Here is a 16,946-nt window from a genome sequence, read left to right on the forward strand (position 1 = left end):
CTCTCCTCCTCTAAAATCCGGTGAATTATGGTTTATTGCGCGGTGTAGCCTCCGTCGATCAGCAGCGATGCTCCGGTGACGCCCTTCATTTTGTCGCTGGCGATCAGCGCGGCGAATTCGGCGATTTCTTCGACCGATAGCAGCCGCTTTTGCGGGACGAGCGGGTAAATGACCTCTTCCAGCACCCGCTCCAGCGGCACCTGACGGGTCTTCGCCAAGTCGTTCAGCTGACCGCGAACGAGCGGCGTATCGACGTAGCCCGGGCACAGCGCATTGACGGTAATGCCGTGCGCCGCCCCTTCCAGGGCCGCGACCTTCGTGAGGCCGATCAGCCCGTGCTTGGCGCTGTTATAGGCGGCTTTGCCCGCGAAGCCGATCACTCCGTTGATGGAGGCCATATTGATAATGCGGCCCCAGCCCTGCTCTTTCATGATCGGAAACGCGTGCTTGATCCCGATAAAAGCGCCGGTCAGCATCACCCTCAGCATGAAGTCGAATTTCTCCACCGGAAAATCCTCGATCGGCGCGACATGCTGCAGGCCCGCATTGTTGACTAGAATGTCCAGTCTCCCGTAAGCGCCGCGGGCCGCTTCGACCGCAGCGGCAAAATCGCTCTCCCGCGTCACGTCGAGGCTCACGCCCATCGCTTCATGGCCTGAGCTGCGCAGCTCTTCCGCCGCGCTCTCCGCTTTGTCCCCGTGCATGTCGGAGACGATCACGCGGGCCCCTTCCTTCGCAAAGGTGCGGGCCATTTCCAGGCCGATGCCGCTGGCGGCCCCCGTAATTAACGCGACTTTATTCGTTAAGAAATTTCCCATAGTCCATCCCTCCGCTGGGTATGTAATTAAATGTACGAGAAGATCACGGCCAAAATGAGCACGGTCAACGTTTTCAGCACGGTAACCGCAAAAATGTCCTTGTACGATTGGCGATGCGTCAAGCCGGTAATCGCCAGCAGCGTGATCACCGCGCCGTTATGAGGCAGCGTATCCATGCCCCCGGAGGCCATGGACGCGATCCGGTGCAGCAGCTCCGGGCTGATGCCCGCCGCTTGAGCCGCGGCCAGGTACGTTTTGCCCATCACTTCGAGCGCGATGGACAATCCGCCGGAGGCCGAGCCGGTTACGCCCGCGAGGATGTTTACCGATATCGCTTCGGAGATGAGCGGCTGCGAGCTTATCCCCATAATCCAGTTCTGAATCAACTTAAAGCCGGGCAGCGTTTTGACCACGTTCCCGAAGCCGACCTCCGAGGCGGTATTGAAAATCGCCAGCAGCGACCCCATCGCCGCCGCCGTCAGTCCGGCCGCCAGCTTGCTCTGCACATGGCGAATATTAATGCACAGGGCGCTGACGATACCGATACACAGCGCGATAATGAGCGCCCAAGATGATGCAACCGTTTTCACATTGGCGATATTAAACGATTTCAGCAGCTCCGCGTTGTACCAGGTCGTTACGTCCAAAAAGCCGCGGCTGAGCAAATAGTTGAAGACGAGCACGAGCAGCAGCGGCAGCACGGAGATCCACAGGCTCGGATACGTCTGATTTTCCAGCAGCTCCGGCTCGTTCTTATGATCCGTTCCGTACCCTTCCCCGGCAGCTTCGGCCTGCTTGCGCCGGCGTTCCAGCCACCAGAGCCCTCCGAAAAACACCATCAGACTACCGACGATCCCGACAACCGGCGCGGCATAAGCGTCCGTCCCGAAATAGCTGGTCGGAATAATATTTTGAATTTGCGGCGTGCCCGGCAGCGCATCCATCGTAAACGTAAACGCGCCAAGCGCGATTGTCCCCGGAATTAACCGTTTCGGCACGTTCGCTTCACGGAAAATCGCCACGGCAAACGGATACACCGCAAACGCGACCACGAACAACGATACGCCGCCGTACGTTAGCACCGCACAGGCCAGGATAACGGACAGAATCGCCCGCTTCGAGCCGAGCGCCCGCACGATGGACTGCGCAATGGAAGCCGCCGCCCCGTTCATTTCCATCACTTTACCGAAAATAGCCCCCAGCAGAAATATGGGGAAAAAGTTTTTTACATAGTTGGCCGCGTTCGTCATATACGTTTCCGTATAGCTGGGCATGAGCGCATTGCCCGAGATGACGACGGCCAGCAAGGTGAAAATCGGAGCAAATACAATGACCGGATAGCCCCGGTAAGCAAAAAACATGAGCAATCCCAAAGCGAACACAATGGCCAGAACTTCGATGATCATCTCGCGCTTGTCCTCTTTTCTTCTCTAAGATGAATACATTGCAAACCCTTCCAAAGATAGCGATTACAAAACCTCAAAGCACCGGTTTGCCGAAGCTGTGTTGTTCTGGAAATTTTGCATCCCGAAATTGGAAGTTCTCGCGGCTATTCCAGTTTACAATGAGGAACGTCACGAGGTAAAATTCATACATCGAATAACAACGATGCCAAAAAATTATAGGTGGGGATGAGTTTTTTGGATTTGCGAAATTTGACTTATCTTCTTGAGGTCGCCAAGCTGCAAAATTTCACCAAAGCTGCGGAAGCGCTTCATATGACGCAGCCGACGTTAAGCAAGCTGGTCCGGAGCATGGAAGAAGAGCTGGGCGTTACGTTGTTCGATCGGTCGGGCAAGCAGGTCAAATTAACCGATGCGGGCAGCGCGGCGATCCAGCAAATCCATCATATCCTTCAAGCGGTGAACGATCTGTATATTACGCTGGACGACGTTTCCCAGCTCAAGACCGGAACGCTCACGATCGGACTGCCTCCCGTGATCAGCTCCGTTTTTTTCCCGCGCGTCGTCGCGCCGTTTCAGAAGCTGTACCCCCGTCTCCAATTCGAGATGGTCGAAGAAGGCGCCAAAAGCGTCGAGCAGCGGGTCCTGAACGGGTCGATCGATTTGGGCGTCGTCATTTCTCCCGACGAGGAAGCCGGCTTCGGGACGATGCCCTTTATCCGGCAGCACTTGGCGCTGGTGCTCCACCGTTCGCACCCGCTGGCGGAGAATCCCCCTGTGAAGCTGGCCGACCTGAGCCGGGAGCCGTTCCTCATGTTCGCCAAAGGCTTCGGCGTCCGCCATCACGTGCTCGAAGCGTGCCACCAGGCCGGCTTTCATCCGCTCATCGCGCACGAAAGCTCGCAATGGGATTTGCTTGTGGAAATGGTCGCTGCCGAACTGGGCATCGCCCTGCTGCCCGAAGCGATCTGTTCCAAAGTCGTGAACCCGGACGTCCGGGTGCTGCCGATGACGAATCCGGCCATTCCGTGGAATCTCGTCGTCATTTGGAACAAAGAGCGCTATGTTTCCTACGCGATGCGCGAATTTCTCCGGTTCGTCGAGCAAACCTCCGGCACGGCTGGCGGTGAGCCCGTTTGTTGAAAAAATTATATGTGGTCTATCTTGTAGTCTTTTTTGCAATCTCCATCGGTGCAATTGTTATCGGGAATTACGGAATTAACGATCAGAAAAGCCACATTTATGTATTGCCGGACGGTTATACGGGATGGGTCGAAATCAGATATGAGCAGGAAAGCAGTCCACCGCTAATTCGCGAGGGGAAGGAGTATGTCCATCTCATTCCTCGCACGGGGATTTTGAATACGTCGGATTCGCCAACATCGGGAGAAATGAAATTTTATTATCTCGACGAGCAGGGTAACCGTAAAAGAATTGAGCTTGACATGATCCGCACCCAGGCGATGAAAACGAAATTCGTTCTTACCTCAAAGGGAACCACGGAAGAACTCTCAGTCAATGTTTTTTTCGTCGGTACGGAACAGCAATGGAATGAGGAGAGAAGCCGCAATTGAAGCGGGCTAAAACAAATCACGGGGCCGCCGCGGATCAATCGGGTGGCCCCATTAACGCTTGATTCCGTCCGAGTTAGATCGGTGCTTTTGTCAATTGAATTAACTTGTATAAACAAGATATCCCGCACATTTGGGACTCGATCCTCTTATCTTGGAAAGTTCGGATTTTCTCAGCTATCTTCATGAGCATCTGCAGATCCGTATGTTCGGTAGTGGCGATTGATTGTTTGAATTTTACGGTTTCCTCCGAATAAACAGAGTTTTGAAGCACTTGGATCAACCTGACTTTTAGCAGATGAGCTCCATCGTAACAACGATAACGGTTTTCAGGGTCTCGGTACACCGTTACATAACCTGCTTGGTCCCAGTAGCGAATCGTCGATTTAGGTACATGAGTCAGCTCGGATACTTCGTGGATGGTGAAGCGTTCCTTTGCATATGGAGATGCATTTTCGTTCACTTGTCGTCGAATATCCTCGATCAACTTCTCTAATTTCTCTTTGTCCTCGTATAAAGCGACTTCCTTTTCCCTAATGACCCACAAAGCATCATGCGTCTTGTCCTGCCGAAGATAATGAAGCACTTCGGTTGTCACTTCCATCCCAAAAGCCGGAGCCATGGCTTGAATACATGCCAAGTATGTTGCATGCAGGTCCGTATAAATACGATAGCCATTGACGGATCGTTCTGCTGGAGGAATGAGGCCTTTGGCCTCGTAATTCCGTAAGGTGCTGGCGCTAATCTTGAATGTGGCCGCCATTTTTTTTGGACGCATTGTCAACTCGCGATCTCTCCCCTAAAAAGATCAGAATAAAGTTACTTGTAAGGTTTTCTGGAATTACATTTGTTTTCCCTTCTCATTTTGCGGTAAACCTTTCAATTGGCTTGTATGTTATAGAATAAAAGTAGATTTGAGAAAGAGGTGTATGATGATGAGTAAACAATTTCCAACCTACCATTATGACATGACGATCGAAGAAATCGGTGTGGAAGGCAACCGATACATTGCATCTGAATGGAGGGCCTTGTACGAGTCGATGTATGTACAATTGACTGCTGCTTTTCTTGAAATCGAGGATGCAGCGTATGGTCTTTTCTTGGATCAACTGATGCCAGTTGTATTTGAGAGGATGGAAGAGGCTGGATTCGAAGTATCGGATACCCTTGAGGAGGACGATTTTGTCATCGGCAAAAACTTGATTTTTCGAAACTCACTTGAAAAATGGGGATCGGAAGACAACAGATCGCGTGTATTCTGGAACGTTGTCCGAAATAAGCAAGGTCAACCGATTGGAACTTTGCTGACAGATATTCCCCACTCTCATTTGAAGTTTGATATCCCTTCAGCACCGGTGTTTTACACGATACGGGAGAGCGTCAAGGAGCAGATCGTTCAAGGGATTCGGCAACTCAAGGAGTAGTGGGGGGAAAGAAGTTTGAAGATCAACGAAATATTAAACAGAGAACGATAGTTTAACAATAAGGGGTTTCACATATTAGATATGTCTAGTATGCGAAACCCCTTATTTAATATAGATTTTTAACAGGATGAATTACAGCTTCTTGAAGATCCGGTACAGGATGACGGCCGTCTCGGCTCTTGTCGCCTGTCCCTGCGGATTCAGTCCGCTGCCGTTGCCTTCCACGATACCGGCTTTGACCATAGCGGCTACGCCGTTCGTTGCGTACGAAGAAACGGCGGCTTTGTCGCTATAGGAAGCCAGATCTGCCGCAGCTCCGCGAATTTCAAGCTTTTTGGAAACGTCCAGCGCTCTTGCCGTAAGCACCATCAAATCTTGTCTCGATATTTTTTCTTTCGGGTTGAATTTATTGTCTCCCACCCCGTCGGTAATGCCCAGCTTCTTCGCAATGCCGAGAGCTTGATAATAATAGTCGCTCGGATTGACATCGCTGAAGTTGGAATCGAAGTCGCCTTTCAAACCAAGAGCACGCACCAACAGGGTGATAAAATCCGCTCTCGTTATGTTTTGGCCCGGCTCAAACGTCGTGTCGGAGGTGCCTTGAATAATTCCTTTGGAAGCCAGCACGGCAATCGCTTCGCTGGCCCACGAGTAGCTCTCCGTCACATCGCGGAACGGATTTGCCGCCGGTACAGGCGTCGGAGCCGTTGGCGTTTCCTTGCCCGGCTGCGGAGATGCCGGCTGCTCCGGCTTCGGCTGCTCCGGTTTAGCCGGGGTTCCCGGACTGGCCCCGCTGCCACTTCCGTTGCTGCTGCCTCCACTGTTGTCATCGTCGCTCGAAGACGAGCTTTCGGTCCGCACGGTAACGCTCGGACCAGCCGTCCAATTCCCCGCAGCGTCTACCGCCTCGACTTGGAACGTATAGCGGGTATCGCTGCTCAGACCTGTCATGCGGTACGACAGCTTGTCGCCGGGCAGCTTGACCAGCTCTTGATCCCCGTGCTTGATCCGGTAGCCGGTAACCGCCACATTGTCCGCCGCGGCGTTCCAGCTTAACGTTACCGCCGTATCCGTCACATCCGCCGCCTTCAGCGCGCTTCCCTCCGGCCATACCGGAGCCGCTTTATCCGTGGTGCCGTCCGTCGGCGCAGCGCCCGTCGTGAAGCCCCAGATGTCCGACAGCGATTGTCCGCTATTGTTGTCCGCTGCCTGCACGTACCATTGGTAGTAGCTTTGCGGCTGCAGACCGCTCCAAACGACGGATGCCTCCTGGCCTCCGGCCACCTGAGCCGCCTGACCGATGGCTTGGTCCGTATACACGCTGATGCTCATGTAGTCCGTCGCCACGCGCTTCTGCATCGGCGTCAGGTTTACGTCCAGCTCAAGCTCGTCCTTGCCTGGATACTCCTTCGGATCGTAGTAGTTGTAGTCGTCCAAATACGGCGAATACGTTTTAACGTAAATTTTGTTCTTGTTTACATCGAATTGCAGCAGGCGAATGTAGCCGAGCCCGCCTTTTTCGGCTCCTTGATAATCCGCAAGCATCTGGTAGACGGTGCGGTCCGGTTTGCCGTCGCCGTCGTCGTCGATCGGATCGATTTTCGTTTCCGCATCGTGATAGTGGCCGCTCAAGACGGCAATGACGTTTTTGTTCGGGACGACGACCTTCTCGTAAATTTTATCCGCAATCGGGGCCCGGTTGCCAGAGACGAGCAAAAATTCATGGAAGTTCAAAATCGCTCTGCGGTCCGGGTACTGCTTCAGCACCTCGTCCATCCACTGAATTTCGGCATCGCCGATGTTCCAGCCCATGTAGACGAAAATAAAGTCGTTGCCGCCCGCGGAAACCAGATCGTAATGACCGCGGTTGTTCTGATAAGACCCGCCGAAGGTCGGCTGCTTCTTGAACCGGTCCTCGCCAAAATATTTCCAGTACTGCGTATAGTCCGACAGCTGATGGGACACGTCATGATTGCCCGCAAGCACGCCGTAAGGAACTTTCGCATCCTCCAACACCTTCATATTCTGGTCCGCTTCGATCCACTGGTACTCTTTGTCCGCTTCATCCACAATATCGCCGGTATGGACGACGTATTTGATTTTCATCGCGTCCTGATTATCGGCAATCCACTTCACGTTGCGCCGGTAAATTTCCGGATAGCTTTCCGAGTAATACTGCGTGTCGGACATCCACAAGAACGAAAAATCGTACGGCTGCTGCGATACCGGAAGCTCGTCCTGCACGATCAATTGGAGCGTGCCGTTCGTATTGTACTCCCCGGCGGTTACGGTAGCGGTCAATGTAAAATCTTCCGCCCCCGCCACCTTGCTGTCGAGCATCGTCCACTGCTGCGCTTTCGGGCTCCAGCCGTACAAGCTGACCTTGCGGCCTTCGAGCGATTTACCCTGCCACTCCACCTTCACGCGGTCCGTCACTTGAACGGACGGGTCCAGCTTCGCTTCGAAACGATGGTACGGGAATTGACCGACCGAGTCGTCGATCAGATAGTCGCCGTCCACAGCGCCGATCTTCCGGTAGTCTTCCTCGGTGAACGCCTTCTCCCCCGCCAGCTCCAGCTGCTTCGGCGGCTCGATATCCGCCGCGCCCCGCTTGGCGGTCAAACCGGCCCGATGGCTGCCGCCATAGTGGAACCCGCGATAGAACGCCACGTTCATCGCGTCGTTGTTCGGGTCCGCGACCTTCACCTTCAGCACGGCGTTCGGATCGACACCGGTCTGCCCGTCGACAGGCGCCACAACCGTCGGCTTATGCGGATCCTCCTCCGGTACCTCGAAGCTGACCGTGCTCTCCGCCTTGTTGCCCACGTTGTCCGCCGCCCGGATCACGAGCGTATGCGTCCCCTTGCCAAGCTGCGAAGAGGTCGTCGCATACGGCAGCGTAACCGGCTTTCCGTTCAAAACCGCCTCGACGGCTTTCAGGCCCGTCAACGCATCCGTCACCTTCGCATCGAGCGTAATCGCTCCCCGGTACACCTTGCCGCTTTCGACCGAAGGCTCGATGACCGGAGCGGTGTTGTCAACCGTCACGTTGGCCGTCACCGTACCGTACACCGCGCTGGTGGCCGTCACTTGATGGACGCCGTCGCTCAGCTGCTTCGTATCCCAAGCGTACGCTTTGGCCTTCAATTGATTGGCGTCCAGATTGAATTGGAAATCGAGCGCCTCGAAACGGCCGTCGCTGTCGCCCATCTTGATTTCTTTTTCCTTGTTCGCATATTGCGGGTCATACAGCGCTGTGCCGTCTGCGAGCACGAGCCGCACGTTTTTCACGTTGAAATCGTCCTTGTTCTCCTCCGGACGCTCGTCGAACGGAGAAGACTTCGAGCCCGCCCGGATCGAAAATACGTTGCTGCCTACCCGCAAGCGGTCTGCGCCGATCGGCACCGAAAGGGTCTGGTACGTCGGGATCGGGTCTTGGAACGTATAGATGATTTCTTGGCCGACGGTCACGGCATTTTTGAAATAATAATCGACCGAAGCCGCATCGAAAGCAAAATAAGCATCGCTCTCCATCGCAGCATACGTCTGGGAAGACAGGTCCTGACCGTCAATGGCCAGCTTCACCGCATCCGGGCCGGACTGCCCCGCTGCCGCCTTGACGATCCGATTGCCGGACACGAGCTCCCCGTCCTTCACGTTCAGCCGGAGCCCGGCCTGATTCATGCCGCCGGTTACGTTCGTCCGGTATACGGGAGAGGTTGTCTCGTTCGTCCCGTCGGACACCTTGAAATAATATTCGATGTACGTTTTGCCGATCAGGTCGGGCGAATACACCGTATAATGATACTTTTTATCGTTGTAGTCCTGATACAGGTACCGTTTCGTATACTCCGCCTGCTTGTCGGAGCGGAAATACAGCGTCGTCGTCAGCACCTGACGGTCGTCCTTGGCATCGGCGACAAGCGGCAGGTTGCTCCACTGCTCCACTTGCGACGCTTGGGTCAGGTTCGCCACCGTCGGTACCGACGTATCCGGGGTTACGATCAGCGACTGCGCGGGCGCTTGTCCCGGCTCCAAGCTTCCCGGACTGGCCGGCTTCAATCCTGCGCTCGCCTTGATCATCGTGCCCGTACCGTCCATCGGGTACTTGTAGACGATGCCGTAATTTTCTTTCGTTTCGTTCGGCAGCGAGCCGTCATAATATGCGACGGATACGTCGACGTGCGTATTGGTTCCGATGGCTGCGCCCCGCTTGGAGCCATTGGCCATCCCGTCGCTGTATACTTTGACGATGTCCGTATTTTCCACGAGGTTCGTCTGGAAGGCCGCGTTAAAATCCGCTACGGTTTTGGCCGTATTTTGGCTGTTGATGACCCAGAACACGAACGGCTTCTTCGGCTGAAGAATCAGGTCCTCACGGTCCGTCGGCCAGATCACGTCGCTGTCCGGCCCCGAGTCGGTATACCGGTAGAACAGCTTGTAGTCCTTAAAGTTAATCGGCTGGTCCGTATTGTTGTAAATCTCGATAAATTCATAGCCGTCCGCTCCTCCGACGTTCGTGCTGTTCGGCAGCAATTCGGTCACGAGGATCGGCGGCAGCTTCGAATCATCGAAGTCGGGCAGCTTCACCGTTACCGTATACGTCTCCGAAGTAACCGTCCGGCTCCCGTCCTTCGCCTGAATAAAATACTGCAGCACGGATTCGGCCAGCGATTCCCGCGGAATTTTCGCCGTATAGCCGCCGCCCGGAGCCGGAGCCATCGGCAGCGAAGTGAACGCCGACTGCGACCCGGTTTTATAATAGACCGCAGCGGTTACCGTCTGCTGATTCCCTGTAAATACGGCCGAAATCGGCAAATCGTCCGCATTCGACGCTTCCGCAGGAGGCGTATGGCTAATTTGCAGGTCGGAGCCTGACGGCACGTCGTCCGGCGTCAGCGCCGGTACCTGGAAAGCCTCTACCCGGCCCGGCGACGCCGCCGTCGTTCCCGCGCTGCTCATTGTCATGTTGACGCTGCCGTCCGTCGGATATTGATACACGATGCCCATATCTTTGACGGTCTGGGCGTCGTTCTCGTACGAAGCCGAAGAGAGGACGCTACCGCTCTTATCCTTCACGAGCAGGCTCCGGGGCGCACTGTTCGACATGCCCCCGCCGCCATTGATGCGGAACACATTGACGTTTTCCTGCAGCGACGTGCCGTAATTCGCATTGAATGCCGCCGTCGGTTCATTCGTATTGTCGGCGTTCATGACCCACAGCACGATCGTCTGCTGAGGCGCAATCGGCATATCGTTGTTATAGACCGCCGACCATACCGTCTCGCTCGATCCGGCCAGGTAGGCCAGCGTGTAGTCCTTGAAGTTCACCGTTTGCTTCGAATTGTTGTATACCTCGATAAACTCGTACGCATCGACGGCTTTTCCCGCCACATTCGAGCTGTCGGGGACAAGCTCCGTAATAAGCAGCTTCGGCACTTTGCCATAATCCGGCGTACCGGCCGCCTCCGCTGCCGGCGTTCCCCATCCGCCCGGAGGCATCAGTCCAAGCAGCAGACCGCCCACCGTCAGCGCCGAAACCCATGATTTCCACTTCCTGTTAAACACGCTTTGCACACTCCCGTCTGGTCTTGTAGGTGATTCCGATCTTCCAAATCGAACTATACCCGGGAGCGTCCGAGCTGCCTATACACATCTTCTTCGATCCTTTGCACCGCTTGGCATCCGCCCGTTAAGCTTTTGTGAAGCGCCAAATCATTAAAAAAGCGCAGGATCCAAAAAAGTGCCCATACCTTTGGAAGCCGGTATTGCGCTACAATATAAGGAAGCATCCAGACGATAAAGGAGCCTGTTCGCATGATTGCTTTGCTTGTTCGCCAATCTTTATTCCGCAAAATATTAACGAGCTTTATGATCCTGATCGTCATTTTCGCACTGGTCGATGTCGCCATCTTCTCGCTCGTCAAAAACCGCCTTCACGGCGAACGGATCGAGCAGAACCGTTTGACGCTGCGCCATGCGGCGGACCGGTACCACTCCCAATTCGAACGGGTGAAGAACGCCCTGTACAAGCAGTATACGGACAAGGACGTGACCCGGCTGAACCGCCTCATCATCTCGAAGACGCAGAAGGATTCGTTCAAGACCGGCGCGATTGTGGAAGACATTCAAGTGACGGTACGGGAGCCGGAGCTGTATTTGGACAATATGATGCTGCTGTTCAAGCCGGTTCCGCTGCTGGTGGACAAGAAGGGCGCCACCGAAGAGGAAAGGCTGTTCCCCGACATCTTCACGAGCGAAACGTATTCTTCCACATATTGGAAAGCGCAGTTCGAACGCGAGCCGAACTATGTCATTCATCCGGCAGCTTCGTTCTTTAACCCGGCGGAGCATCCGGAGAAAAAAACGCTCATTCCGTATTCCATCAAACCGCCGACAGCGAGCTACCTGGTCGTGGCCATGATCGACGCTGAGCGGCTGCGGCAAGCGATTGCCGGAGAGCGGACCAACCTCAACCTGACCATTCTGGAACCGGACGGGCGCGTCCTGTACCGGGCGGATACCGGCGGACCGGTACTGCCGGACGGGCTGCTGTCCGCGCTGCCGGCTGCCGGCGGCGGGCCGGATTATACGGTGCTGGACGGGAACTACTACTTCAGCCAACAAGATGCGGACGGCTTGCAGTACATCCTGAGCGTTCCGGGCCTAAGCTTCGCGGAAGAGGCGAACCGGCTGAACAAGCTTATGCTGCTTGTGATGGCGGCGGCGGTCATCGTCAGTCTCGTGCTGTCGGTCCTGTTCAGCAAACGAATCCATAAGCCGGTCCGGGAGCTGCTCTCGTCCATCTCGAATCCCGGCGAAACGGCGCTAGATAGCCAAATCCACGAATTCGATCTGATCGGCCATAAAATCCAGACGCTGCTCAAGGAGAAAGACGAGATCCTCGGTGAGCTGCGGCAGCAGCAATCCGTGTTGAATGGCTACGACTATATCGCCAAATTGAAAAATATCAATCACGAGCTGAGCGACTGGCACAGCATTCCGCATCATGCGGAGACGTTCACCATCGTGCTCTACGAGCTTCGCTTCCGCTCCGCCGCTTTCGTCGATATGCCGGTCAACCGGGAGCTCGCGGCCCAATCGATCGGCGAGCATCTCAAGCTGGTGACGGACGAGCGTTTCCCCGGTTCCTACACGTTCCGGATGGAGGCGCATCAATTCCTGTCCGTCGTGCCGGGCAACGAACGGGACCGCTTGGTGGCGATGCTGGAGGAGCTGAAGCCGATGCTCGACCGCGACCGGCGCCATTGCCTTGTCACGGCGGCCGTCAGCTCGTGGTTCGGGCATTCCGCCCAGCTCGGGCACGCCTACAAGCAGGTGCAGGAGATGGCCCGGCAAGCGAGACTGCTTGAGGAAATGCAGATCGTGCTGGAGTGCCGCACCGATCCGTCCGTCTATGCGCTGACGCTGACGCAGGAGCAGGAGCTGAATGCCGCACTGCAGGCGGCCAATGCAGCCGAAGCCGTCCGGCTCGTCGGACAATGGCTGGACGAGCTGGACCGGGACGAGGCGAGCGTCCGGCGTTTCCGGTTATTCGCCTCCTCTGTCTCGGCGCAGGCGCAAAAAATCGTGGAGCATTACAAAGTGGAGGCAAGCACCTCCTGGCGGCTGAAGCCGATGATCCAGCAGCTCGGGGAATGCTGTACGCTGAAGGAATATCGCGACACGCTGCAAGCGTTCCTGAACGCCGTTACCGTATTCATCAAGGAGAAAAAGGAAGCTTCCGATCCGATCGTCGAGCACGTGCTCGGCGTGCTTCAAGGGCATTATGCGGAGGACCTCTCGCTGGAGGCGCTGGCGGGATCGCTGAACCTGACGCCGGCCTACGTTTCCACATATATTAAGGAGAAAACCGGGGTCAATTTTACCGACCATCTGCATGACATCCGCGTCCGGAAGGCGCGGGAGCTGCTGCTCGAAACCGGCATGAACATTCAGGAAATCGCCGAGCAGGTCGGCTACCGCAATATTTCCTCGTTTAACCGGATGTTCAAAAACCGCACCGGACAATCGCCCGGCGAATACCGGAGAACGCAAACGATGGCGCGCACTTCGTGAGATAGGGAGATAGAACTAAACATAGCGAATCAAGTATAATGGGATAAGAGACCAACTTAACCGTTCTGCGGAGGAATTATGATTCGCTACTCAGAGCCCGTCGTGCTAAAAAGCAAAATTTCACCGCCCCTTACCCGCGAAACGCTTGTAGCGCGGGATCGTCTTCTGCACAAAATTTCCAAAGGCATGAAGGGAAGACTTACGACCGTCTGCGCCCCTCCGGGGTTTGGCAAGACGACCCTTCTCTGCCAATGGGTTCGTCATAACGAACAAGCGGCCGCTTGGGTATCGCTGGACGAGAGGGACAACGATCTGGCCCGCTTCTGGCGTTATGTCGTTCACGCTGTGGATGCCGCCGTTGCCCCCGGTTTCGCCGAGCTGATGGCGCCTGTGCTGCACACGCTTCCGCAGGGCTCCATCGATACCATGATCGATGTCATGATGAACGAACTGCATTCGCTGGGCAGGCCTGCGGCCTTGATTCTGGACGACTACCACTGCCTGTACGACAAAAGCATTCATGAAAGCGTCAGCTATATGATCGATATTTTGCCGGATAACGTGCATTTGCTGATCGCGAGCCGGACGGAGCTTCCCTTTTCGACGGCCAAGTGGCTGGTCAGGGATGAGCGAACGGATATTCCGGCGCCCCATATGCTGTTTACCAGCGAGGAGGCGGAGATTTTTTACCGGGAAGTCGTGAACCTTCCTTTGTCTGCCGACCACATCACCAAGGTGCTCGGGGTGACGGAAGGCTGGGCCGCCGGCCTGCAGCTCGTCTCCCTCTCGCTCCAGGAACGCCCGGATTACGAGCGGCTGGTGCATGCCTTCTCTGGCACCGATCTTAACATTGCCGATTATTTGTTTCACGAGGTGCTCTCCCGGCTGCCGGAAGAGCTGTATGAGTTCGTGCTGCAAACGTCCGTTCTGCAGCGTATGGACGCTTCCATCTGCGATACGGTGACGCTTCGCGGCGACAGCCGTCTTCTTCTCGGGCAGCTCCGCAGCCGCAATCTGTTCATCGTTGCGCTGGACGACCGTCTTACATGGTTCCGGTATCACCATGTCTTCTCGGAATTTCTGCGCGCTCGTCTGAGGCACGAGCACCCGGAGCAATGGACCCGGTTAAACCGGTTGGCGAGCCTTGGCTTTGCCGAGCGGGGTATGCTCGACGATGCGATCGACCATGCGATTGCCGCTGAAGATTACGCACTCGCCTCGGCCCTCCTCGACAAGCACATTTTGACGGTGCTGCTGCGGGGAGAGTTCGCCACCTTGCTGAGCTGGTTCGCCTGCTTCCCTGCCGGTATGGCTTGGCCCCCTCAGCTGCACTTGCTGTATGCTTTTCTGCTGGTCGTGACCGGACAATTCGAACGCGCCGAGGACGAGATGCGAAACGTCGAGATTCGGCTCGCCAACGGGGAATATGCTCCCGAAATCCGGGACCACGTGCGCAGCGGATTGTTTTTCGTCAAAGCGAATCTGTCGTTTTCCAGCGGCAGATACGAGCAGTGGCATGCGTTCGCCGAACGGATGAACGAGCTGCTGCCGGAAGACCCGGTCTTCTACAATTTCAATTACAACGAATCGGAGCCTCTTGTCCGCCGCACCGCCTTCGGTTTGAAAGGCGCCCTATCCGACGAAGCGGGGAAGATCGGCAGACGTTTCACGCAAATGCTCGAAGCCCGCGGCTGGAAAGATTCGCTGATCAATCAATATGTCGTGCAGACGGTGGCCGAGTCGATGTATGAGTGGAACTGCCTGGAGGAAAGCCGTCAGTTGTCGGAGCAGGTAGAGAAAGTGTCCCGGGCGAAAAAGATTCCCGGCTTGTTCGTGCCGAACCGCATTACGCAGGCCCGCATCGATATCGCCGAGGGCCGTCTGTCGCTCGCCGGAGAAACGATGGATGAAGCGATCGACTTCGCATCCCGACATGCCGCATACCATTGGGTTCGCCCGCTCCGGGCGTTCCGGGCGCGAATTCATTTATTGCAGGGCCAAATCGATGAGGCTGCCCGGCAGATCGCCCTGCTGCAGCTGCCGCTAGACCGCAAGCCGACCTACAATCGGGAAATGGAGGTTTTGAGCGCCACCCGCCTGCTGGGAGCCATGAGCAAGGAAGACGAAGCTCTTCGTCTGTTGGAACAGCTGAAACCGCAAGGCCGCAGGGAAGGCTGCTTGATCAGCATGATCGAGATTCCGATCCAGCAGGCGTTGATGGAGCAGAAGCGCGGCCAGTCGGGTCAGGCGCTTGATTTTCTGCACGAAGCGCTCAGCGTCGCCGAGCCTTACACGTACATCCGCAGCTTTGTCGACGAAGGCCCGACGATGGCGCGGCTGCTTCAGCAGTACGTCGCGCAGCGAAGCGCGTCAGAGCCGGAAACGCGCTTGACCGACTATGCGGGCAAGCTGCTCGGATGGTTTCCGCAGCCGGACGATCCGCCTGCCGTTCCCTCTTTCGCCGGGCTCGTAGAGGCGCTGACACCAAGCGAATGGAGGATGCTGAACGGCATTCGGCAAGGAGCCTCGAACAAGCAGATTGCCCTGGAGCATGCATTAAGCGAAGGCACGGTGAAGGTATACCTGTCCCGCATATACGGGAAGCTGGGCGTCTCCTCCCGCACCCAAGCGCTGCTGCGGGCGCAGGAGCTGGGGCTTTTCGATCGGCAGGATTCAGAGTGTTGAGAAAGTGGTCAAATGGGCCAATAGAGGTGTACGAATGGGTGGGGTATCTACTTCCGGTCGCTGTTGTCAGCGGGAAACTTTGCTTAACAGCGGGTATTTCCCGCAGACAAAGGCGAACGCTATCGCTCCTCCAGTAGATACCCCACCTCCGTTTATATCTCTATTTTTGTAAAAATCCACTTTCTCTACAAGCTCAAGGCACCGTCCGTCGGATGGTGCTTTGTCTTGTTTTCCGGCAAAATAGCCAAACGTCAAGCAATAACCTTATCTTTCTTGTTTCCCGGCGGCACGATGGCCGCAGCTTTGGTATAAATACAGCGGATGACGAACTCGGCCAGTACGAAGTTCAGCACCAGCGCGCCGTAAACTCCCAGCGTATAGCTGAGCGCATATTCGACGCCGAGCCCGTTATGAAGAACAAACGTGAACATATGGATGAATAGATTCGTGAAGCAAAAAGCGTAGCTGCGAACCATCCATTTCCGGTGGCTGTCGACCTGCTTTCGTTTGATTTGCACAAGCGCTGCGACGGTCAATCCCATAAAAATAAGATTCATCACATTAAACGCGATGCTGTTGATTTTTCCTCCCGTGGAGTAAGGGGCCATATAACCGGAAGTGAGGACCACAACCGCAACGGACAGCAGGTACAAGTAGCCGTTTACCCGGTGCAGCTTCCGATGCTTGCTCAATATTTTCGTCGAAAAGTTAATGGCCCCCGCGATCATGGCCATGCAGGCAAAAACAATATGAACATACATCACATTTAACCAGACCGGGAGAACGACGGGGCGTTTCAAGCCGGTTTTATGACTCAGAAATTCAGCCGCCTGCGGGTCATGAATGAAATTAACGTACGTCACGTAAAGCATATAGACGACGGCAACGACGATCATCAGCAGGTACAGCAATTTGCTTCTGCTTTGCAGCCTTCTCATGCGAACTGTCCCCTTTCCATCACTAGAG

Annotated in this window: 10 protein-coding genes; 5 read left to right on the plus strand and 5 right to left on the minus strand. The window is 55.5% G+C overall.

The features are described 5' to 3' along the window. Positions 1-32: 32 nt before the first annotated feature. Both QJ48_RS05965 and QJ48_RS05970 read right to left on the minus strand, forming a co-directional pair. Positions 33-818: a 3-hydroxybutyrate dehydrogenase gene (locus tag QJ48_RS05965; RefSeq protein WP_054972730.1), complete on the minus strand. Its 786-nt coding sequence runs from the start codon at positions 816-818 to the stop codon at positions 33-35. A gap of 26 nt (positions 819-844) precedes the next feature. Further along, positions 845-2,224 carry a GntP family permease gene (locus tag QJ48_RS05970; protein WP_054972731.1) on the minus strand — a complete coding sequence of 460 codons (1,380 nt, stop codon included), beginning with the start codon at positions 2,222-2,224 and terminating at the stop codon, positions 845-847. Between the two features lie 234 nt (positions 2,225-2,458). Between QJ48_RS05970 and QJ48_RS05975 the strand changes: the two genes are divergently transcribed. Then, positions 2,459-3,364, plus strand: a complete 906-nt coding sequence (locus tag QJ48_RS05975; protein WP_054972732.1) for a LysR family transcriptional regulator — start codon at positions 2,459-2,461, stop codon at positions 3,362-3,364. Beyond that, positions 3,358-3,795, plus strand: a complete 438-nt coding sequence (locus QJ48_RS05980; RefSeq protein WP_054972733.1) for a DUF6843 domain-containing protein — start codon at positions 3,358-3,360, stop codon at positions 3,793-3,795. Before QJ48_RS05975 ends, QJ48_RS05980 begins: the two co-directional genes overlap by 7 nt. A 73-nt stretch (positions 3,796-3,868) precedes the next feature. On the opposite strand, the gene QJ48_RS05985 is transcribed toward QJ48_RS05980, so the two are convergent. Beyond that, on the minus strand, positions 3,869-4,570 hold the full coding sequence (locus tag QJ48_RS05985) for a MerR family DNA-binding transcriptional regulator (protein ID WP_054972780.1): 702 nt from the start codon (positions 4,568-4,570) through the stop codon (positions 3,869-3,871). Positions 4,571-4,727: 157 nt separating this feature from the next. On the opposite strand from QJ48_RS05985, the gene QJ48_RS05990 reads away from it, so the two are divergent. Continuing rightward, entirely contained in the window at positions 4,728-5,216 is a 489-nt protein-coding gene (locus QJ48_RS05990) for a DUF6022 family protein (protein WP_054972781.1), read from the plus strand. 132 nt (positions 5,217-5,348) lie between these two features. Here the strand turns inward: QJ48_RS05990 and QJ48_RS05995 are convergent, their stop codons facing one another. Beyond that, positions 5,349-10,784, minus strand: a complete 5,436-nt coding sequence (locus tag QJ48_RS05995) for an S-layer homology domain-containing protein (RefSeq protein WP_054972734.1) — start codon at positions 10,782-10,784, stop codon at positions 5,349-5,351. Positions 10,785-11,033: 249 nt separating this feature from the next. Between QJ48_RS05995 and QJ48_RS06005 the strand changes: the two genes are divergently transcribed. Further along, a complete protein-coding gene (locus QJ48_RS06005; RefSeq protein ID WP_054972736.1) occupies positions 11,034-13,295 on the plus strand; it encodes a helix-turn-helix domain-containing protein in 2,262 nt (753 codons plus the stop codon). A 78-nt stretch (positions 13,296-13,373) separates the two neighbouring features. Then, entirely contained in the window at positions 13,374-15,980 is a 2,607-nt protein-coding gene (locus QJ48_RS06010) for a LuxR C-terminal-related transcriptional regulator (protein ID WP_054972737.1), read from the plus strand. Positions 15,981-16,231: 251 nt separating this feature from the next. Here the strand turns inward: QJ48_RS06010 and QJ48_RS06015 are convergent, their stop codons facing one another. Then, complete coding sequence (locus QJ48_RS06015; protein WP_054972738.1) at positions 16,232-16,918, minus strand: DUF2306 domain-containing protein; 687 nt, start codon at positions 16,916-16,918, stop codon at positions 16,232-16,234. Between the last annotated feature and the right edge of the window lie 28 nt (positions 16,919-16,946).

This window comes from Paenibacillus sp. A3 (assembly GCF_001399685.1).
Taxonomy (GTDB): domain Bacteria; phylum Bacillota; class Bacilli; order Paenibacillales; family NBRC-103111; genus Paenibacillus_G.

Coding starts and splice junctions, on each gene's coding strand:
- QJ48_RS05965 (WP_054972730.1), bottom strand. CDS start 818: ATGGGAAATTTCTTAACGAATAAAGTCGCGTTAATTACGGGGGCCGCC.
- QJ48_RS05970 (WP_054972731.1), bottom strand. CDS start 2,224: ATGATCATCGAAGTTCTGGCCATTGTGTTCGCTTTGGGATTGCTCATG.
- QJ48_RS05985 (WP_054972780.1), bottom strand. CDS start 4,570: ATGCGTCCAAAAAAAATGGCGGCCACATTCAAGATTAGCGCCAGCACC.
- QJ48_RS05990 (WP_054972781.1), top strand. CDS start 4,728: ATGAGTAAACAATTTCCAACCTACCATTATGACATGACGATCGAAGAA.
- QJ48_RS06005 (WP_054972736.1), top strand. CDS start 11,034: ATGATTGCTTTGCTTGTTCGCCAATCTTTATTCCGCAAAATATTAACG.
- QJ48_RS06010 (WP_054972737.1), top strand. CDS start 13,374: ATGATTCGCTACTCAGAGCCCGTCGTGCTAAAAAGCAAAATTTCACCG.
- QJ48_RS06015 (WP_054972738.1), bottom strand. CDS start 16,918: ATGAGAAGGCTGCAAAGCAGAAGCAAATTGCTGTACCTGCTGATGATC.